The organism is Pseudomonas sp. WAC2, from assembly GCF_030403525.1.
Lineage (GTDB): Bacteria > Pseudomonadota > Gammaproteobacteria > Pseudomonadales > Pseudomonadaceae > Chryseomonas > Chryseomonas luteola.
This window is the reverse complement of sequence record NZ_JAUEPD010000003.1, coordinates 496,854-514,956: the sequence shown is the minus strand read 5'-3', so window position 1 is coordinate 514,956 and position 18,103 is coordinate 496,854. Positions and strand designations below refer to the sequence as shown.

Sequence of the window (18,103 nt, the reverse complement as noted above, 5' to 3'; positions counted from 1 at the left end):
CTGCCAGACCGGAGGCCTGACCCTGAGTAAACAGCTAAACCATTGATCTACAAGGCTTTTTGCTGTTCCGTTGCAGCGGAAGTGGGGCGCATTATAGGCCCCTCCGCTCACAGGTCAAGCTTTATTTGAATAGGCTTCGATAAAATCCTATATATAGCTTCTAGACTGCCTCAAGGTGTTACTACACGCGTTTCTTATGGATGTACCGAGCTTCTCTTTCAGGACGTCTGATTCATACCACTTTAATAGTAGCCCTATTGTCTATCACCAGATCCTTTGGAAAAGCAGCACGCCAACAAGCGAGGAATACATGAGGTTCTACCTATTTGCTTTTGGACTTACCGCTCTTGTTGCCTTTCAACCGGCATTTGCAATGGATGAAGAAGATTACTCGGCTACCTTTAATACGTGCCTTGATGAGTCCAAAGGCACTACCAGAGACATGCTGAGCTGTATATCTGCCGAAACAAAGCTTCAGGATACTCGGCTAAATGAAGCCTATCAGAACACGATGGCTACCTTTAGCGATCCACAGAAAGCCAAGCTCAAAGAGACTCAACGGTTGTGGATCAAATATCGAGACGCCAACTGTAGCCTTTATGCCAATGCAACAGGCGGTACGATTGATGCGCTGAATACGGCATCCTGCCTATTGGATATGACCAAAGCTCGTGCTGATGAGCTGAGCCGTTTTACAGAGCAGGACTCCTCTCTTTAAGTTGGCCGCACGTGGTCTCTTGTGTTTGCTCTTATAAAGAGTAAGCACGCTCCACTTTTACGATCTGCACACTGTACCCTTCATACCACTTGGTGCGACCCTGCCTGCGCGCCTGCTGGTGCTCAGGTTGATCTTTCCATGCCTTTATGGACTTTTCATTGGTCCAATAAGAAATGGTGATTCCAGTACCGTTCTCGCCTCTTACGGAGAGGACGTCCAGGAACCCTGGCTGCCTTTTGGCCAATTCGAGCATGTGCTCGGCTGTTTCCTCATAGCCATCTTTTTGAGCACTTTGCTTGGAAACAAAGATGACTGCGTAGCATGGCGGAGAGGGAGGGCTCTTTATTTGTTCCTCCCTGACGAAACGGCATGAGTGGCAGAGGCTTTTATAAAGGCTTTAACAAGGGGAGGCAGACGTCCCTTCAAGGCCTGACGCTCGGACTGAAAGAGTGTTGCAATAAAGAAGGGATGATCATGCAGTTCGACCGCCCTCACCTCTCCAGCAGCATTTTGTCCGACGGCTTTAAGCTTGCCGGACAAGATCTCTAGCCCGACCGCTGTATTAAGGCCATATGCACAGCGGTATTCCTCGTAGCTTTCTATAGCACCATACGCTTCGGCTATACGTGAGCTGGAAGTGAATCCTACCTGTTCGCCTCTTTCTATCAGCGCACAGGCTAGCGGAGAGACTATCGGGTTATCGCGTTCCGGTGCTGTTTCAGCATGCGCTGCGTTGGCCCGGTTCAGCTCATTGCGTGCATATTCGATCAATGCATACTGAAATCCTGCGCAACTGCCTAAAAACGGGATTGCGTGATTTCTGGCGTATCGAATAGCAGATAGCGCACCTTCTTCATTGTCATATGGGCTTCCAGGGGTGCACCAAACGCCATTAGCTTCTTCGAAAGTCGTTTCTTCTATATTAGCTGTAGCGATCCACTCGAATACCAGGGGAATATTCAGAGCGGCTTGAGCCAAGTGCAACGCCTGGATGATGGCTTGGTGCGCCTTGATCTCAGGGTTGTAGTCACCTACCAGCGCAACCCGAACGCTTTGCCTACCTGGTATAAGGTTTTTCACAGGTGCGCTCATGGACTTCTCCTCTATAGTTTTGCTTCTTGGGTAGGCACTATAAAAAGAGACCCTGTTGACCACTATTGGCGCCTCGGCAGACTGTCCTTGCACATATGCACAATCGACTCGACTATTCTGATCTTGCGCTGATTCTTGCCTTGGTAAGGGGGGGCTCGCTTTCACGTGCTGCCGAGCGGCTTCGCGTAGACGTGTCTACCGTATTTCGCTCTATCAGGCGTCTTGAAGCATCGTTAGGGCTTGAGTTATTTGAGAAGAAACGGACCGGCTACTTACCTACGCCCACCGCCTTGCTGTTGGCGGATCAAGCCGAACGGGCTGAGCATGCCCTGGACAATGCGCGGGCCAGTCTTTTGGAAGCCGACTCCATTGCGGGCACCGTGCAACTGACCTGTACCGAATCCGTACTGGCAAATCTTGTGGCCCCGGCGCTTGGAGATGTCTTACCAGACTATCCGCAGCTGATGCTGGAAATATCGACATCCGACGGTTTCGCTGACTTGAGCCGTCGGGATGCCGACATCGCTATACGGCTGACGAAAACCCCGCCGGAACACCTTGTAGGTCGCTGCCTGGGAAAAGTGCCGTATGCCTTGTATGGACATACGTCTTATCTAAGTCAGATTCAGGATAAGCCGTGGGATGCGCTGACCTGGATATCACTCGATGACTCTTTCAGCGATCACCCCACCGTCACGTGGCGCACGCTTAACTATCCAACCCTCATCCCAAGGTATCGCTGCCAGAGCATACATGCCGTTACGCAGCTGGTGCGCTCAGGATTAGGCGTTGCCATCTTGCCCTGCTTTGTATTGCAAACAGCTCCCGAACTCTGCCCGTTAAGCGCTCCCTTGATCAATTGCGAAAGTGAGCTCTGGATTCTCATACGGGCAGGTGGTCGTGTATTGCAGCCAGTGCATACCCTTTACAGGGCCTTAAGCGAGACTATCCCTCTGAATCAGAACGGCAAGCGACCGACTCACTTATGAAGGCCCAGCATCCTTTAACCGGATCACTGTAGCCAAGGTTCCGCGACATAAATGTGAGGCGAAACGCTGCGCAAAAGAGGCCTTTAAATGCCATTGGTCGCCGAGGCACACCAAGAGTCAGTCTATATGCTCGCCGCATCAGATTTTATAGCTTGATTAATGTAGGCTGTGCGCCTCTTGGTTAATGGTGCGCTGTAACCCTGCTCGACACCAAGCCAACATACTTTGCTCATTTATGGAAAGCTTGCCGCTATGGCTCAATCAAATTCCTGCTTATCCGCACAGCAAGAAATTGACTCTCTGCTGGATCATCTACAGGCCGCCAATGATTTGATCGAGCACGCACTCGCCATGATTGCTCAGGTTCATCGTGGCGAAAAAAGCCCTGAAGAACTCAAGCCACTGCGCGATGCATTCAGCTCGGTGATCAGTCTGCAAACGCCTGAACGCTTCGCCATTCGGCATTAAAGAGTTGCGGTCAATCTGCTTTATTGAAAGGCGCCTCTGGCGCCTTTCTCTTGCCTGACCATTAAGGTTGCGCCATCAGCCAGGGCAGCACCTCCTGACAGGGTTGCTCAATCTTCAATGTGCATATCGTATCGGCGCGCGTCTTGCCGATATTGATCAGAATAAGAGGCCTGCCAAGCTCTACGATCAACTTGCATAGCCGAAAGCTCGAATAGGCCATCAGGGACGTACCGATTGCAACCAGCGCATCGGCATGCCGAACTCCCTCCCATGCTGCCTCCGCCTCATGTGCAGGCACGCCTTCACCAAAGAACACGACATCCGGCTTGAGCCATTCACTGCCGCAACAGGGACAACCCGCCAGGCGAAAGCCTTCAAGATAGGACGCTGCGAGATGGGCATCGCCATCAGGTGCCAGGACAGCATCGATACCCTGTACATTCGGATTAAGCGCCCTCAGCTCGTTCTGGACGTCCTCGCGCCACATGCGGTTGCCGCAATCCATGCACACGACTCGGTGCAGGTTGCCATGCAGCTCCGTAACATGGTGACTGCCAGCCTTCCCGTGCAGCGCATCTACATTCTGCGTAACGATGCCCGAAATTCGCCGCCCCGCCTCCAATTCAGCCAGTGCCTTGTGCGTGGCATTGGGCATGGCATCACGCACGGCGGGCCAACCTACCATGCTACGGGCCCAATATCGTTTTCGAGCCTCAGGGGAGTTCATGAACTCCTGAAACATCATGGGCGCCCTGCCCCGGCGCACGCCATTGACGTCGCGGTAATCCGGGATACCCGATGCGGTGCTGATACCCGCGCCTGTCAGTATCAGCGGTTGATAGCGGTAGATAAGCGCTTTCAGATCAGACAGCTCGGTTTCAAAATCAGGCATGACGGCATCTATATCGTCTAGTAGTGGATTAGCTTAGGCGATAACCCTGAACGCCAGCCTTGATAGACAGGAGCCGGCCAGCCTCAGTGCGCCTTTAACAAGAATGCCGTTGTCTCGCTGTAAAAGATGACCATTGGTCGCCCTTTGGTTCAAAAAACGTCGATCTCATATCGTTCAGCTCTTGTTCAGCACGGATTCAGAAAGTATTCAGCCACCCTGGCGTAGTCTGAAACTGTCAGAAGATGCTCCAGTGAGGAGGCCCGATCATGATGTATCCCCAGCTGGCTGTTGCGTTCCCCGCTCCGATCGACGCAGCCAGTTCACATGCATCGGTAACTTCCTCATGTTCTTCGGCGATGTTCCTTGCAGCTCCATTGTGCACAGGCCAGTTCATCCCTGGTGGTGCATAGCCACTTTCCCCAGTGGCAGTTTCTCGATCCCCATGAAGTGCTCCTGACCTCTCCCCATCGGAGAGGTTTTTTTTGCCTGATACAAATGACGCATATCCAGAAACCTTTCCTTTATCCTCCTTTATTGAGTACTTGCCCTGATAGAGGGGCACATCACTCACCGTATTGGTCAGAAGTCGAGGATAATGCCCTATCGATTCGAGTTGACCTTTGTTTGCCGAACATTCAGGAACACCCATGAAAATTCTCGTCGTCGAAGACGAAAACCTGCTCCGTCACCACCTCAAGGTGCGCCTTAGCGAAGCTGGGCATGTGGTCAATGCCGTAGGCAATGCCGAGGAAGCCCTTTATAACGCACGCGAATTCCACCATGACCTGGCGATTGTGGACCTGGGTCTGCCTGGCATGAGCGGTCTTGATCTGATCCGTCAGCTTCGCACTCAGGGCATGGCCTTGCCGATTCTGATCCTTACTGCTCGCGGTAGCTGGCAGGACAAAGTGGAAGGCTTGGGTGCTGGTGCCGACGACTATGTCGTCAAGCCGTTTCAGTTCGAAGAGCTGGAAGCGCGCCTGAATGTATTGCTGCGCCGCTCGGCCGGCTTCATCCAACCCAGCATCAAGGCCGGTAATCTGCGCCTGGACCTTGGTCGCCAACAGGCCTTCAACGAAGAGCAGCCTTTGCAGCTGACGGCTTATGAATATCGCCTGCTTGAATACCTCATGCGCAACCATCAGCAGGTCATTACGAAAGAGCGCCTCATGGAGCAGCTCTACGACGATGACGGCGAGCATGACAGCAATGTCATCGAGGTACTGGTTGGCCGTCTGCGACGCAAGCTGGAAGCGTCATGCGGTATGCAGCCCATCGAGACCGTCCGCGGACGTGGATATCTGTTTACCGAGCGCTGCCAATGATTCGATCGTTCCGCCTGCGCCTGCTATTAAGTGCGGCGCTTCTGGTCATCATTTGCCTGGGCTTGATGATCCCAGCCATTGGCAAGGCGTTTGACGGGACGGTAGAAAACTTTGTGGCGGCGCGCCTTGAGGCTAACGCCAACACGTTGATTGGTGCGGCCCGGGCCATTGATGGGCGTCTGGCCATGCCGGAAATGATCGCAGAGGAGGTCTTTGACCGCCCACAATCGCCGATCCTGGGTTATGTATACGACCAGAACGGTCGTCTGCTATGGCGCTCCCGCTCCGCCGTACGCGAGCGTCCCAACTACCGGCCCACCTTTGACGGGACCGGCGTTAAATTAGTCAAGACTACGGATGACGAGGGGCGCGGCTTTTTCGTCTTTGACCGAGAGGTCTTGCTGGGCAACCCGCCCGTAGCAGGCTTCAGTATCGTCACCATGCAGCCGGCCGAGGAATACGACCGCCTGCGCAGCGGCTTTATGCACCAGGTTACGCTCTGGCTGAGCGGAGTGTTATTCGCTCTTCTGATTTTTCTGGCCGTGGGGCTGCACTGGAGCCTGCGTCCACTGCACCGTTTGAGCCGCCAGCTGGATGCTATCGAGACTGACCAGCGCGATCTGCTCGACGAGAAGAATGTACCTAGCGAGATTAGCCGCCTGATCCGCTCCCTCAATCGCCTTCTCGATTTCGAGCGACTGCAACGGGAGCGCTATCGCGATACGCTGGGTGATCTGGCCCATAGCCTAAAGACCCCACTGGCCGTTCTGCAGGGCGTGACAGAAGACCTGCGCCGAAAACCCAGCCTGGAGCATGAGGTGTCTGCGCTTCAGGTTCAGATTGAGCGCATGAATCAACAGGTTGTTTTCCAGCTGCAACGTGCCACACGGCGCGGTGCGGTATTGAGCCGGCCACTGGAACTGCAGCCGCTCGTGGAGTCCTTGTTCAGTACGTTGGACAAGGTGTACGCCGAGAAGAAAGTCCAGGCGTCACTGCATTTCCCTCCGGGTATGAAAGTTCAGGCGGAGGAAGCCGCCATGCTGGAAGTCTTTGGCAACCTGCTGGAAAACGGTTATCGCCTGTGCCTGACTCAAGTACAGGTCAGCGCTGAATTCATCGACGACAGCTGGATCATCGATATCGAGGATGATGGCCCCGGTATTCCAGCCGAGCGACGCGAGACTGTCCTGCGGCGAGGCGTACGCATCGACAGCCGCCACCCTGGTCAAGGCATCGGGCTGGCCGTTGTGCAGGATATCCTTGAAGGCTACCGCAGCGCCCTGACGATTGATGATTCTTCGTTAGGTGGTGCTCGTTTTCGCTTCCGTCTGCCGAGTGTCTCCCCTGAACGTCCTCGATTAGGGCACAATGAAGTCCGGACGTGACTTGCAAGTCAATGTTTGCGTCTGCCCTGTTACCCCCGCCATTTGCTCTATAGGACCCCGGCATGGAACGCGATTGCCGCCACCTGGAATCACTGCTGTACCGCGATATCCCGATCACTCAGGCCCTTGGCCTACAGGTGAAGAGTTGGGAAGCGCATTCCCTGCGTCTGCATGCGCCGCTCGATGCTAACGTCAATCATGCCCACACGATGTTTGGTGGAAGCCTCTATTGCATCGCCGTACTGGCGGGCTGGGGCTGGCTCTACCTGCGCCTGCGCGAAGCAGGCCTGGAAGAGGAAGGCCATATCGTGATTCAGGAAGGTCAGATTGCCTATCCGCTGCCTGTGACCACAGACGCCATTGCGCTGTGCGATGCGCCGGACGAGCGTGACTGGCAGCGTTTCGAGACCATGTTCCGCCGTCGCGGTCGTGGCCGCTTGACGTTGCACTCACGTATTCTGGCCGCCAACGGTGAAGACGGCGTGCGCTTCACCGGGCAGTACGTGCTGCACAAGTAATATCAGGCCTGGCGGGATGCCAGCTCAACGAGCGTGTCCCGCCAATGTGCCTCGGCCGGCAAGGCCAGGAAGTAGGGATTGAGAAAATCTTCCCTCGCCTCGTATGTCAGTGGCTCACCATTCAGGTTGAGTACGACGCCACCCGCCCCTTCTAAGACTCCCTGAGCCGCTGCCGTGTCCCATTGAGAGGTTGGCGCCAGTCGGGGATAGCAGTCCGCCGCACCTTCAGCCAGCAGGCAGAACTTCAGCGAGCTACCAACATTGGCCAGCTTGATCTCGCCCATATGCTCACCCAGCCCAGCCAGAAGTCGCTCCTGAGTAGGACTGCTGTGTCGGCGGCTAGCAACGACGGTAAAGCCCTGTACAGGTGTAGGCCGGACATTGATCTCTTCGCCGTCCTCTCCCCGTATACGCCAGGCGCCCATTTCTGTTCCGCCACAGTAATACAGGTCACGGGTGGGCACACCGACCACACCAAACACAACGCGCCCTTCTTCCACCAAGGCGATGTTGACGGTGAACTCCTCGCTGCCGGAGATGAACTCCTTAGTGCCATCCAGCGGATCGACGACCCACCAGCAGCGCCAGCGGGCACGCTCCTCCAGCGAGATATCACACGCTTCTTCCGAGAGTACCGGAATGTCCGGGGTCAGCGCGGCCAAGCCTTCGCTGATGATGCGGTGGGCTGCCAGATCGGCGGCGGTAACCGGCGAGGCGTCGGCCTTTTCAGTCACGGCCACGTCATTGCGCCAGAAAGGAAGGATTGCGGCACCAGCCTGGCGGACCAGGTCGACAACGTTGAGCACCAGCGGTGCGGTAATGGAGACGGGCACCATCATAAAAACCTCCACAGGCAGATGAGGCCGCCTCAATAACGACCGCACGGTAAATGTCAGGCGACGAACTCGCCACGCTGGATCAACAGATCCCGCACTAAATAGAGCGCAGCCAATGCGCGTCCTTCGGTAAACCGGGGATTATCCATCAGACTGAATAGCTCGCGTAGGCTGATCTTGTCTACCTCGATCGGTTCGGGCTCATCGCCCTGCAAACGCTCGGGATAAAGATCGCGCGCCAACACGACATGAATTTTCTGATTCATGTAGCCGGGCGACAGAGAGAGCTGCGTCAGATATTCGAGCTGGCGGGCACCGTAACCGGCTTCCTCCTTGAGCTCACGGTTAGCGCCCTCCAGTACGGTCTCGTCCATCTCGACAAGCCCCTTGGGCAGGGACAACTGATAGTCTTCGGTGCCGCCGCAGTATTCTTCAATCAACAGGGCATGCTCGTTGTCCAGCATGGCCACGACCATGACCGCGCCCGGGCCGGTCCCCTTGTTGGCCAGTCGTTCATAGGTGCGCTCTTCACCATTGGAAAAGCGCAGCTCGACTTCTTCAACCGTGAAAAGACGACTCTTGGCAACAATCTGCCGGGCAAGCACAGCGGGTTTCTGTCGCATAAACGGCTCCTGAGCGAATCGGGTCGGCTATCATAACGCGCCTTGTTTAATAATCCGTGGCCGGGACGATCTGTCTTGGCGTAATCACGAAGAGATGGCTCACCGCGGTTACGGTGGAGTCCAAAAGAGGAAGCCATGCCTACCCTTGCCTGGAATCAGATCGACACCGTCTTGCTGGATATGGACGGCACGCTGCTCGATTTACACTTCGACAATCATTTCTGGCTGGAATATCTCCCGCAGTGCTACGCCAAGCATCATGGCCAGTCCTTTGAGTGGGCCATGGCCGAACTGGAGCCACTGTTCGAGGAGAATGCCGGCAAACTGACTTGGTATTGCCTGGACTACTGGAGCGCTCAACTGGGGCTTTCGATCGCCGCGCTAAAGCGGGATATTGCCCATCTCATTGCCTTGCGCCCCGATGCCGATACGTTTCTGTCTGCCATTCAGGCAGCAGGCAAGCGGGTCGCCCTGATCACCAATGCCCATCGGGACTCGCTCTCCCTAAAGCTTGAACGTATCGAGCTTGCGCCTTATTTCGACCGGATGATCAGTTCCCATGACTATGGTTTCCCCAAGGAAGACCAGCAGTTCTGGTTTGCACTGCAGCAGGACTTCGGCTTTGATCCGGCCCGTACACTGTTCATCGACGACAGCCTACCCGTTCTGCGCAGCGCCCAGCGGTATGGCATCGCTCATCTTCTGGCGGTACGCAATCCCGATAGCCGCCAGGGCCCGCGGGACACCGCTGAATTCGAGGCGGTAGACGATTATCGAGAACTGCTACCACCCCAAGAGACGGTGGCTACGTCACACTCCTGAGCGTGACTCGCGCACAGACGCCTCATGCCTGGGTTGACCCTGCCGGCGAAGCGGCGCAACGTTTCAGCGCGACCCAGTGTGGAGTGATGATGCACTGGGCCGGCGTTTAGTCCCCTGGTTAACCTTTTCAGGACTGCCTCTATGAACGCTTTTCGATGCACCCTGCCGCTTCGCGGCGCTGTTTGGTTGTCTGCCCTTACGCTTGTGTTCTGTGCTACGGCCAATGCTGCCCAGAACACGAGTGGCTTTACGCCTTTGCTTGATAAGATCAACGCTCGCATCTCAACGGCCGATCTGGTTGCGCTGAGCAAATGGGACAGCGGCAAACCGGTCCTCGACACCCAACGAGAGGCGGATGTCCTGGCCCGGGTTCGTAATGAAGCCGCCGCTCACGGTTTGCAGCCCGATGATGCGCAGCGCTTCTTTTCCGATCAGATCGAGGCTAACAAGTGGGTCCAGTATGGGCTGCTGGATCGATGGCATGCCATCGATAAGGCACCCAACAAGACGCGCCCGGACCTTGCCGTGGTTCGCAAGCAGCTCGATCAACTGCAGAACGAGCTGCTCGATGCACTCCAGGCTGCCGAGCCTCTACGCAAGGCGCCGGACTGCCCACATGTCGCAGCCCGTGCGGTAAGCACCTATGCCACGGCACATGCACTTGATTCTCTGCATCGGCTGGCGTTGGTCCGCGGTATGGCCAATGTCTGCCAGGGGTCGCAGCAGCAGGTAGCTGCCACCGATTAACGTACGGCCTGACGTGCCTGCCATGGATAACCCGGCAGGCACCCTTCGTCATTCAATTCTGTTCCTTTCTCTATCTACGGCGCTATGCTGATAGATTCTGCCTTCATGCTGCCGGAAGCCTGTCCGCCTGATCATGGACATCAAACAGCTCAAATTCCTGATTGCCCTGGATGAAACGCGCCACTTCGGCCAAGCGGCCGAACGGTGCTACGTCACTCAGCCAACCCTTTCCATGCGCCTGCGTAGCCTTGAAGAAGAGCTGGGGCTTGAGCTGGTACGTCGGGGTCAGCGCTTCGAAGGCTTTACCGAGGCGGGCCAGCGTATTCTGGCCTGGGCCCGGACCCTTATGGCGGCACATGAGGGGCTCTATGCGGAAGCCGCCGCCTATAAAGGGCAGCTGGTTGGCACCCTGCGCCTAGGGATTGTCCCCCTGGCCAGCTATGACCCTATGCCTCTGCTGCATCACCTGCGCCAGTTGCACAGCAATCTGCGCTTTCAGTTATCGGTGCTGAGTACCGAGCATATTCTCGAACAGCTGGCGAGCAACCAGCTCGACCTGGGAATCTCCTATCTCAGCCATCTCAACGATCAGATGTTTGAAAGCCAGTCACTGACCGAAACCCGAATGGGCTTGTTGTTCGACCAGCGTCATTTTCAGTTCGACGAGCAGGAGCTGAGCTGGGAACGGGTAGCCGATTTGCCCCTGGGTCTGCTTACGGGAGGAATGCACTTTCGCCAATCGGTCGATCACGGTTTTCGCAGCCGCGGCCTCACACCCCGGCCTGTACTGGAAAGCGATGCCGTGCACCTGCTCCTGCAAGCAGTCAATGCGGGACTATGTTGCGCCGTGATGCCACTCAAGGGTGGGTTCGACGCGCTGACCGAGCACTCCTGCCTGCTTCCGATTCAGGGTGGGCGAGCCCTGGCACCGCTTGGGCTGATCATCCGGCGTACCGCGCCGCGCCTGCCAGTGGCCGAAGCCTGTTTTGCTGAAGCGCGCCTGCTGTACTCAGGTAAATGAAAACGGTCGCTTGATAAGCCCCATCTATCGCCATATCGGTACCAGCGATTAGACGTCGCACCTTAATAGGCTTAGGCTTTGATCTGTGTCAAACAGCCGCAGGCCAATTGCTGCTATGTCCCGCTCGAATCCGCATGCTGATACACCCTCGGAACAGCCCGCCAGCCAAGCGCTGCATGGGTATACCTATGCCGAGCTGAAGAACCCGGAAGTCACTGGCCAGACGCCATTGGCTGAAGAGTGTGCCGTTGCCATTTCCTACAATGGCATCAGTCACACCGTCATGATGGCTACACCTGCCGACATCGAGGATTTCGTTGCGGGCCTGAGTTTGAGCGCTGGAATCATTCATTCCATCGACGACATCTATGGCATGCAGGTACGCCGCGTCGGTGAAGCCCTGAATGTTGAGGTCGAAATTTCCAGCCGGACGTTTTGGGCCTTGAAAAGCCAGCGTCGCCAGATGGCAGGAACCAGCGGATGCGGCCTGTGTGGCGTCGAGGCGCTTGAGCAGGCACTGCCGCAACTGGATCGGCTGCGTAAGGTGCAGCTGCCACCTGCCGAGCATCTGGCCAATCTGCGCCAGCGTATCAACGAGGCTCAGCAGTTGGGTCAGCGTAGTGGCGCCGTTCATGCGGCGCTGTTTGCCAATGCCGAAGGTGCGCTAGGCCTTTGCCGTGAAGATATCGGCCGCCATAACGCGTTGGACAAGCTGATCGGCGCCTTGATGCGCCAGAAGATCAATACCCGTGCCGGCTTTGTCGTGGTGACCAGCCGCTGCAGTCTGGAGCTGATCCACAAGGCGGTTCGCGCCAACCTGGCAACGCTTGTCACTCTGTCCGCGCCCACTGGCCTCGCCGTGGAATGGGCGCGTCGGCATCGTCTCAACCTTATTCATTTACCTCATCAGTCTCCGCCTCGCGTGTACAGCCCGGCGCCGCTCGTTCCAGAACATCGGGAGTAGTCATGAGCAAGCAAAAATCTTCTTACAAACCCTATCAAGGCCCTGCCGCAGGCTGGGGTGCGCTGAAAAGTGTCGTGCACTTCTGGCTCGACAGCGGCAAGGCCGTCAAGAATATCCGGACCCTGCTCAAGACCAATCAGGACCACGGCTTCGACTGCCCTGGCTGCGCCTGGGGTGAAGCACCGGAAAACGGCCTGGTGAAGTTCTGCGAGAACGGCGCCAAGGCGGTGAACTGGGAAGCGACCAGCCGCCGTGTAGATGCTGCGTTCTTTGCCAAGCACAGCGTCAGCAGCCTGAGCACACAAAGCGATTACTGGCTCGAATACCAGGGCCGCTTGACCGAGCCGATGCGCTACAACCCGGCGACTGATCACTATGTGCCGATCAGCTGGGATGATGCCTTCCAGACCATCGCCAAACACCTGAAGGCGCTGGAAAACCCTAACCAGGCCGAGTTTTACACTTCCGGTCGCGCCAGCAACGAGGCTGCCTTCCTGTATCAGCTGTTCGTGCGGGCCTATGGCACCAACAATTTCCCGGACTGCTCCAACATGTGCCACGAGGCCAGTGGTGTAGGCCTGGGCCGCAGCATAGGCGTTGGCAAGGGTACGGTGACCTATGAGGACATGGAGCACGCCGATGCGATCTTCGTGGTGGGCCAGAACCCTGGTACTAACCATCCACGGATGATCGAGGTGTTGCGCAACGCTGTGAAGCGCGGTGCTCAGGTAGTCAGTTTCAATCCGCTCAAGGAACGTGGTCTGGAGCGCTTCCAGCATCCCCAGAGCCCGGTCGAGATGCTGACCAACAACTCGCGCCCGACCAACACGGCCTATTTCCGCCCAGCCCTGGGTGGCGATATGGCGGCCATGCGCGGGATAGCCAAATTCCTGCTGCAATGGGAGCGTGAGGCACAGCTGAACGGCACGTCACCGGTGTTCGACCATGACTTCATTCAGAAGCACACCCTGGGTGTCGATAGTTATCTGGCCGTGCTGGATGCTACGTCCTGGGAGCAGATTGTGGAGCAGTCAGGCCTGACCCTGGCGGAGATCGAGCAGGCCGCGCGCATGTATGCCAGGGCCGAGCGCGTGATCATCTGCTGGGCCATGGGGGTAACCCAACACCGCCATTCCGTCCCAACGGTTCAGGAGATCGCCAACCTTCAATTGCTACGTGGCAATGTGGGCAAGGAAGGTGCGGGGCTGTGCCCTGTACGTGGCCACAGCAACGTGCAAGGCGATCGCACCATGGGGATCGATGAGAAGGCTCCGACCTGGCTTAGCGATGCCCTGGAAAAGCGCTTCGACTTCAAGGCGCCCCGTGAGCGCGGCCATAACACGGTGGAGGCCATCGCTGCCATGTTGGTGGGCGATGCCAAGGTCTTTATCGGACTGGGCGGCAACTTTGCCCAGGCGACACCGGATACACCGCGGACTCATCAGGCACTGCGCAACTGCGACCTGACCGTACACATCGCGACCAAGCTCAACCGTAGCCATCTGGTGACAGGCAAGCAAGCGCTGATCCTGCCATGCCTTGGCCGTACCGAGCTGGATCTACAAGCCAGCGGCAAGCAGGCCATTACGGTAGAAGACAGCTTCAGCATGGTCCATGCCTCGGCAGGCGTGCTCAAGCCACTGTCTCGCCAGATGCGCTCCGAGCCGGCCATTGTTGCAGGGATTGCCAAGGCAACACTGGGCAACCACCCTGTGGATTGGGAGTGGTTGATTGAAGACTACGACCGCATCCGCGATCTGATCGCCGATGTGATCCCGGGCTTCAAGAACTTCAATGTGCGCCTGGACAATCCTGGCGGCTTCTACCTGGGCAACAAGGCGCGTGATCGCGTCTGGAACACGATGACTGGCAAGGCCAACTTTGCGCCCAGCCAGTTGCCAGAGAATCTGATCCCGGAAGCGGCTCGCCAGAATGGCCAGAAGCCTGACCTGATCCTACAGACCATGCGTTCACACGACCAATACAACACAACGGTGTACAGCCTGGATGACCGTTACCGGGGTGTAAAAGGTCAGCGTGACGTGGTCTTTGTCAACGAAGCGGACATCCGCCGCCTGGGTTATGAGCCAGGCCAGAAGGTGGACATGGTCTCGCTGTGGGACGATGGGATCGAGCGTCGTGTCAGTGGCTTTACGCTGCTTCCGTTCGATATTCCTGAGGGTCAGGCGGCTGCCTACTATCCTGAGACCAATCCGCTGGTGCCGTTGGAAAGCTACGGCGAGGACAGCTTTACGCCTACCTCCAAATTCGTAGCCATTCGCGTGGAGCCAGCGCACAGCAACACGATCGCTTCGGTCGCCTGATACCGAGCCAACAGCCTGCCGTCTATACAGGCGGCAGGCTGCTTTTTATGGCCGGGCTCTATACTGAAGGGTCCAAGGCCACCCTCTCCTTCCCATGTATCGCCTCCCTGACTGGATAGCTGAAGATCCGCTGCGCTGCCAAGTGCTGGCCTGTGTTGCCCAGTTGCACTTGCCGGATGCCTGGGTAGCCGCCGGATTCGTGCGCAATCTGGCCTGGGATCACCTGCACGGTTACACGGTTCCTACCCCGCTGACGGACATTGACGTCATCTATTTTGACCCTGTCTGCCGTGACCCTGAGAGAGATACTGAGCTTGAGAATTGGCTCAGGGCCTGTGCGGCCCTGCCCTGGTCCGTCAAGAATCAGGCCCGCATGCATAAGCGCAGCGGGGATGCGCCCTATCACAGCAGCCTGGATGCCATGAGCTATGGGGTGGAGATGGAAACGGCCTTAGCGGCCCGCCTCCTGACTAGCGGACAGATCGAAATCGCCAGCCCGTTTGTTCAGCATGGTCTCTTCAAGCTGCACGTAACACCGAACCCCAAACGTTACAAACCGGAGGTTTTCAGGCAACGACAGCACGAGAAAGGCTGGGCGTGCCGGTGGCCGAAACTTCGGTTTCTATCTGCAGCACATATACCGCCCCACCTGCCGGACTGATTGCCGTACAGGAAAAATTGTTTTTCGAACTCGAACAACCCATGAGACTCCATTGCCTACCGATTACACTCATGGAAGACCGGTCATCATGGATATCAGGCTCAGGGACCCAGGAACCTTATGAACGCTGCATCGCTCCCCCTCGATCATCCCTTCGCTCACCACAATGGGTTTAACCGGGTCTTTGCGCCGGACAGGCTTACCCTGGGCTTTACTCTGCCGGTGGCAAGCTACCCGAACGAACCGGGACCTTCGCTTGAGCACCACGCCGAGCTGACGCAGCTGGCCGATCAGTTAGGCTTCGCTGCGCTCTGGGCCAGGGACGTACCGTTTTACGATCCAGGTTTTGGCGACATGGGGCAGGTCTTCGAGGCGTTTACCTACCTGGGCTTTCTGGCCGGCACCACCAAACGTATTACGCTGGCGACCGGCAGTGCCGTGATCACCCTGCGCCACCCGCTGCACCTGGCCAAAATGGCCGCCTCGGTCGACCAGCTCTCCAGCGGGCGGCTCGTGCTGGGTATCGCCTCGGGAGATCGACCTGTCGAGTATCCCGCCTTTGGCCTGGAAGATGAGTACGAGCAGCGCGGCGACCGCTTCCGCGAAGCGTTCGAGATGTTCCGCCTGGCCAGCGAAACGCCTTTCCCTAACGGTGACTTCGACCGCTTTGGCGATCTGCAGGGGCTGGCCGATCTGGTCCCCAAACCATTCAACGGCCGCATCCCTGCCTTCGTTACAGGTCGTAGCCGTCAGGCAATGGACTGGATTGCCGCCAATGCCGACGGCTGGTTCTACTATTTCATTGGCGTCGAGCATGTCTCGGCCATTACCACGTTGTGGCGCGAAACTATCAAGCGCGTCACGGGCGAAGAGACGTTCAAGCCTTTTGCCCAGGGCATGTTCTTCGATCTGGCTGAAGATCCGGACCAGGCCCCCATGCCTATTCATGCCGGACTCAGGATTGGCCGTCGCTACCTGGTGGATTATCTTGAGCATATGCAACGCCGAGGGGTGAACCACGCCGCGTTGAATCTGAAGTCGTCCCGCCGTCCGGCCAAGGAAGTGGTTCAGGAGCTGGCTGAATATGTCTTGCCGCACTTCCCTTCCCATGAACCTCTTGAGCCATAAGAACTCAAGAGAACTCAGACTTAACAAAGGAGAGTGCTCCATGCCCCGTACCGTACGCTTTCATGAAACCGGTGGCCCAGACGTACTCAAGATTGAAGACGTAGACGTCCGCCCACCTCAGCCAGGTGAAGTACAGATTCGCACCAAGGCGCTGGGCCTGAACCGTGCTGAAGCTATGTATCGCGCTGGCCAATACACGCATCAGCCCGTGTTTCCGGCCATCCTTGGGTACGAGGCGGCAGGTGTTATCGAGGCGGTTGGCGAGGGTGTTACTGTGTTTGCCGTAGGCGACACCGTCAGCGTCATACCGGCATTCTCGTTCGAACAGTATGGCTTGTACGGAGAGTTGGTAAATGCGCCTGCCCATGCCGTCGTCAAGCACCCCGACACGCTTTCATTCGAAGAGGCTGCCGCTACCTGGATGATGTTTACCACGGCCTATGGCGCGCTGGTCGATATTGCCGGACTGAAGGCGGGCGATACCGTTCTGGTTCGTGCGGCCTCCAGCAGTGTTGGCCTCGCTGCGATCCAGATTGCCAATTTTGTCGGTGCAACACCGATTGCCCTCACCCGGACGAGTAACAAGCGACAGGCCTTGCTTGAGGCAGGCGCGAAACATGTCATCGCAACGGAAGAACAGGATCTGACGGATGAAGTGCTAAAGCTCACCGATGGCAAGGGCGCGCGCATCGCCTTTGATCCAGTGGGTGGGCCGGACGTGCCCAAGATTCTGAAAGCGCTCTCGTTCCTGGGCATTTTCTTCCAGTATGGCGCCTTGAGCACTGAAAACCTGTCATTGCCAGTGATGGATGTGCTGGGCAAGGACCTGACCATTCGCGGCTATCAGCTGTTCGAAATCACTCAGGACGCTGATCGATTGGCCAAGGCCAAACACTTCATTCTGGACGGCCTGACCCAGGGCAAGCTGAAGCCACAGATTGCTAAGACATTCCCGCTGGACCAGATCGTTGAGGCGCATCGGTACATGGAGTCCAATCAGCAGGTTGGCAAGATCGTCGTAACGGTTTAACCCAGCGACGAGCCGTCCCGATCTCCAGCGCCGGGACGGCTTTCCATCTCCGCGGTCAGGTGCATGACCTTTTCCCACTGGCCCGTCATGTCATCGAAGCGCTCGTCCATAGTTATGAAACCATGCCGCTCGTAAAAGGCTACCGCACGGCTGTTCATGCTATAGACAGACAGTTCGAGGCACGACTCAAGGGACTTGGCGTGCTCCAGCAGCGTGCTGCCAATGCCTTCGCCCTGGTGGTCCGGGTCGACAAATAAGGCTGCCAGCACATTCTGTTGCAGCGAGAAGAACCCGAGAACTGTATCGTCCCGTACATATACCCAGTTCTCGGCGCTGGGCAGGTACTTTTCCTTCATATCCTGCCGCTGGCTACGCCAGAAGTCGGGCGCGACACCATCATGGGCCAGGATGGAGGCGGCCAGCCAGATCGAAACCATGTGCTCATATTCATCGTCTTTTGCTTTTCGAAGCATGTGTATCCCTACTTTCAGCCAAGCTGAAACAATACCTTCATGAATGATCTTAATAGTGACCATGAAGCATAGACGCTATAAATGTTT

The 18,103-nt window shown here is 56.9% G+C and carries 21 protein-coding genes; 14 read left to right on the top strand and 7 right to left on the bottom strand.

Translation table 11 applies throughout. The features are described from left to right. The first annotated feature begins 196 nt into the window (after nt 1-196). A complete protein-coding gene (locus QWJ10_RS09575) occupies nt 197-718 on the top strand; it encodes a lysozyme inhibitor LprI family protein (protein ID WP_239383608.1) in 522 nt (173 codons plus the stop codon). Nucleotides 719-749: 31 nt separating this feature from the next. Here the strand turns inward: QWJ10_RS09575 and QWJ10_RS09570 are convergent, their stop codons facing one another. Both QWJ10_RS09570 and QWJ10_RS09565 read right to left on the bottom strand, forming a co-directional pair. Next, nucleotides 750-1,028, bottom strand: a complete 279-nt coding sequence (locus tag QWJ10_RS09570; protein ID WP_313550659.1) for an antibiotic biosynthesis monooxygenase — start codon at nt 1,026-1,028, stop codon at nt 750-752. Between the two features lie 32 nt (nt 1,029-1,060). Continuing rightward, a complete protein-coding gene (locus QWJ10_RS09565; protein WP_289925780.1) occupies nt 1,061-1,810 on the bottom strand; it encodes a hypothetical protein in 750 nt (249 codons plus the stop codon). Nucleotides 1,811-1,905: 95 nt separating this feature from the next. Between QWJ10_RS09565 and QWJ10_RS09560 the strand changes: the two genes are divergently transcribed. After that, nucleotides 1,906-2,799: a LysR family transcriptional regulator gene (locus QWJ10_RS09560; RefSeq protein ID WP_239383606.1), complete on the top strand. Its 894-nt coding sequence runs from the start codon at nt 1,906-1,908 to the stop codon at nt 2,797-2,799. Between the two features lie 252 nt (nt 2,800-3,051). After that, on the top strand, nt 3,052-3,267 hold the full coding sequence (locus tag QWJ10_RS09555; RefSeq protein WP_010796229.1) for a hypothetical protein: 216 nt from the start codon (nt 3,052-3,054) through the stop codon (nt 3,265-3,267). Nucleotides 3,268-3,328: 61 nt separating this feature from the next. On the opposite strand, the gene QWJ10_RS09550 is transcribed toward QWJ10_RS09555, so the two are convergent. Further along, on the bottom strand, nt 3,329-4,159 hold the full coding sequence (locus QWJ10_RS09550) for an NAD-dependent protein deacetylase (RefSeq protein ID WP_289925776.1): 831 nt from the start codon (nt 4,157-4,159) through the stop codon (nt 3,329-3,331). Nucleotides 4,160-4,394: 235 nt separating this feature from the next. Further along, nucleotides 4,395-4,808 (bottom strand): hypothetical protein, encoded by a 414-nt coding sequence (locus tag QWJ10_RS09545; protein ID WP_239383604.1) that lies wholly within the window; start codon nt 4,806-4,808, stop codon nt 4,395-4,397. On the opposite strand from QWJ10_RS09545, the gene QWJ10_RS09540 reads away from it, so the two are divergent. From QWJ10_RS09540 to QWJ10_RS09530, 3 genes are all read left to right on the top strand, one after another. Beyond that, the gene (locus QWJ10_RS09540; protein ID WP_010796231.1) at nt 4,807-5,484 is read left to right on the top strand and encodes a response regulator transcription factor; all 678 of its coding nucleotides are present in this window, start codon (nt 4,807-4,809) and stop codon (nt 5,482-5,484) included. The genes QWJ10_RS09545 and QWJ10_RS09540 overlap by 2 nt on opposite strands. After that, nucleotides 5,481-6,869 carry an ATP-binding protein gene (locus tag QWJ10_RS09535; RefSeq protein WP_125889607.1) on the top strand — a complete coding sequence of 463 codons (1,389 nt, stop codon included), beginning with the start codon at nt 5,481-5,483 and terminating at the stop codon, nt 6,867-6,869. Before QWJ10_RS09540 ends, QWJ10_RS09535 begins: the two co-directional genes overlap by 4 nt. Before the next feature lie 62 nt (nt 6,870-6,931). Next, nucleotides 6,932-7,387, top strand: a complete 456-nt coding sequence (locus QWJ10_RS09530; RefSeq protein WP_010796233.1) for a YiiD C-terminal domain-containing protein — start codon at nt 6,932-6,934, stop codon at nt 7,385-7,387. Between the two features lie 2 nt (nt 7,388-7,389). On the opposite strand, the gene cysQ is transcribed toward QWJ10_RS09530, so the two are convergent. Continuing rightward, complete coding sequence (cysQ, locus tag QWJ10_RS09525; protein WP_037030594.1) at nt 7,390-8,208, bottom strand: 3'(2'),5'-bisphosphate nucleotidase CysQ; 819 nt, start codon at nt 8,206-8,208, stop codon at nt 7,390-7,392. Nucleotides 8,209-8,279: 71 nt separating this feature from the next. After that, entirely contained in the window at nt 8,280-8,846 is a 567-nt protein-coding gene (nudE, locus tag QWJ10_RS09520; RefSeq protein WP_010796235.1) for an ADP compounds hydrolase NudE, read from the bottom strand. Nucleotides 8,847-8,981: 135 nt separating this feature from the next. On the opposite strand from nudE, the gene yrfG reads away from it, so the two are divergent. The 8 genes from yrfG to QWJ10_RS09480 all read left to right on the top strand — a co-directional run bounded on the left by yrfG (nt 8,982) and on the right by QWJ10_RS09480 (nt 17,543). Then, complete coding sequence (yrfG, locus tag QWJ10_RS09515) at nt 8,982-9,668, top strand: GMP/IMP nucleotidase (RefSeq protein WP_074820791.1); 687 nt, start codon at nt 8,982-8,984, stop codon at nt 9,666-9,668. Between the two features lie 141 nt (nt 9,669-9,809). Beyond that, nucleotides 9,810-10,415, top strand: a complete 606-nt coding sequence (locus QWJ10_RS09510) for a chorismate mutase (RefSeq protein WP_239383603.1) — start codon at nt 9,810-9,812, stop codon at nt 10,413-10,415. Between the two features lie 133 nt (nt 10,416-10,548). Next, on the top strand, nt 10,549-11,436 hold the full coding sequence (locus tag QWJ10_RS09505) for a LysR family transcriptional regulator (RefSeq protein ID WP_074820796.1): 888 nt from the start codon (nt 10,549-10,551) through the stop codon (nt 11,434-11,436). 115 nt (nt 11,437-11,551) lie between these two features. Further along, the gene (fdhD, locus tag QWJ10_RS09500) at nt 11,552-12,400 is read left to right on the top strand and encodes a formate dehydrogenase accessory sulfurtransferase FdhD (protein ID WP_289925755.1); all 849 of its coding nucleotides are present in this window, start codon (nt 11,552-11,554) and stop codon (nt 12,398-12,400) included. A 2-nt stretch (nt 12,401-12,402) separates the two neighbouring features. After that, nucleotides 12,403-14,724, top strand: coding sequence for an FdhF/YdeP family oxidoreductase (locus tag QWJ10_RS09495; protein WP_289925753.1), 2,322 nt, complete (start codon nt 12,403-12,405; stop codon nt 14,722-14,724). Between the two features lie 94 nt (nt 14,725-14,818). Beyond that, the gene (locus QWJ10_RS09490) at nt 14,819-15,385 is read left to right on the top strand and encodes a nucleotidyltransferase family protein (RefSeq protein ID WP_289925751.1); all 567 of its coding nucleotides are present in this window, start codon (nt 14,819-14,821) and stop codon (nt 15,383-15,385) included. Nucleotides 15,386-15,505: 120 nt separating this feature from the next. After that, complete coding sequence (locus QWJ10_RS09485) at nt 15,506-16,513, top strand: LLM class oxidoreductase (RefSeq protein ID WP_289925750.1); 1,008 nt, start codon at nt 15,506-15,508, stop codon at nt 16,511-16,513. 40 nt (nt 16,514-16,553) lie between these two features. Next, entirely contained in the window at nt 16,554-17,543 is a 990-nt protein-coding gene (locus tag QWJ10_RS09480) for a zinc-dependent alcohol dehydrogenase family protein (RefSeq protein WP_125889601.1), read from the top strand. Here the strand turns inward: QWJ10_RS09480 and QWJ10_RS09475 are convergent. Further along, nucleotides 17,540-18,016: a GNAT family N-acetyltransferase gene (locus QWJ10_RS09475; RefSeq protein ID WP_289925748.1), complete on the bottom strand. Its 477-nt coding sequence runs from the start codon at nt 18,014-18,016 to the stop codon at nt 17,540-17,542. The genes QWJ10_RS09480 and QWJ10_RS09475 overlap by 4 nt on opposite strands. Nucleotides 18,017-18,103 lie beyond the last annotated feature (87 nt).

Bases quoted from the DNA above. Each gene is read 5' to 3' on its own strand.
- QWJ10_RS09550 (WP_289925776.1), bottom strand. From the start codon at position 4,159: ATGCCTGATTTTGAAACCGAGCTGTCTGATCTGAAAGCGCTTATCTAC.
- QWJ10_RS09575 (WP_239383608.1), top strand. From the start codon at position 197: ATGGATGTACCGAGCTTCTCTTTCAGGACGTCTGATTCATACCACTTT.
- QWJ10_RS09510 (WP_239383603.1), top strand. From the start codon at position 9,810: ATGAACGCTTTTCGATGCACCCTGCCGCTTCGCGGCGCTGTTTGGTTG.
- QWJ10_RS09545 (WP_239383604.1), bottom strand. From the start codon at position 4,808: ATGGGTGTTCCTGAATGTTCGGCAAACAAAGGTCAACTCGAATCGATA.
- QWJ10_RS09490 (WP_289925751.1), top strand. From the start codon at position 14,819: ATGTATCGCCTCCCTGACTGGATAGCTGAAGATCCGCTGCGCTGCCAA.
- QWJ10_RS09540 (WP_010796231.1), top strand. From the start codon at position 4,807: ATGAAAATTCTCGTCGTCGAAGACGAAAACCTGCTCCGTCACCACCTC.
- QWJ10_RS09480 (WP_125889601.1), top strand. From the start codon at position 16,554: ATGCCCCGTACCGTACGCTTTCATGAAACCGGTGGCCCAGACGTACTC.
- yrfG (WP_074820791.1), top strand. From the start codon at position 8,982: ATGCCTACCCTTGCCTGGAATCAGATCGACACCGTCTTGCTGGATATG.
- QWJ10_RS09485 (WP_289925750.1), top strand. From the start codon at position 15,506: ATGAACGCTGCATCGCTCCCCCTCGATCATCCCTTCGCTCACCACAAT.
- QWJ10_RS09565 (WP_289925780.1), bottom strand. From the start codon at position 1,810: ATGAGCGCACCTGTGAAAAACCTTATACCAGGTAGGCAAAGCGTTCGG.
- QWJ10_RS09505 (WP_074820796.1), top strand. From the start codon at position 10,549: ATGGACATCAAACAGCTCAAATTCCTGATTGCCCTGGATGAAACGCGC.
- nudE (WP_010796235.1), bottom strand. From the start codon at position 8,846: ATGCGACAGAAACCCGCTGTGCTTGCCCGGCAGATTGTTGCCAAGAGT.
- QWJ10_RS09530 (WP_010796233.1), top strand. From the start codon at position 6,932: ATGGAACGCGATTGCCGCCACCTGGAATCACTGCTGTACCGCGATATC.
- QWJ10_RS09495 (WP_289925753.1), top strand. From the start codon at position 12,403: ATGAGCAAGCAAAAATCTTCTTACAAACCCTATCAAGGCCCTGCCGCA.
- QWJ10_RS09555 (WP_010796229.1), top strand. From the start codon at position 3,052: ATGGCTCAATCAAATTCCTGCTTATCCGCACAGCAAGAAATTGACTCT.
- QWJ10_RS09535 (WP_125889607.1), top strand. From the start codon at position 5,481: ATGATTCGATCGTTCCGCCTGCGCCTGCTATTAAGTGCGGCGCTTCTG.
- fdhD (WP_289925755.1), top strand. From the start codon at position 11,552: ATGTCCCGCTCGAATCCGCATGCTGATACACCCTCGGAACAGCCCGCC.
- QWJ10_RS09560 (WP_239383606.1), top strand. From the start codon at position 1,906: ATGCACAATCGACTCGACTATTCTGATCTTGCGCTGATTCTTGCCTTG.
- QWJ10_RS09475 (WP_289925748.1), bottom strand. From the start codon at position 18,016: ATGCTTCGAAAAGCAAAAGACGATGAATATGAGCACATGGTTTCGATC.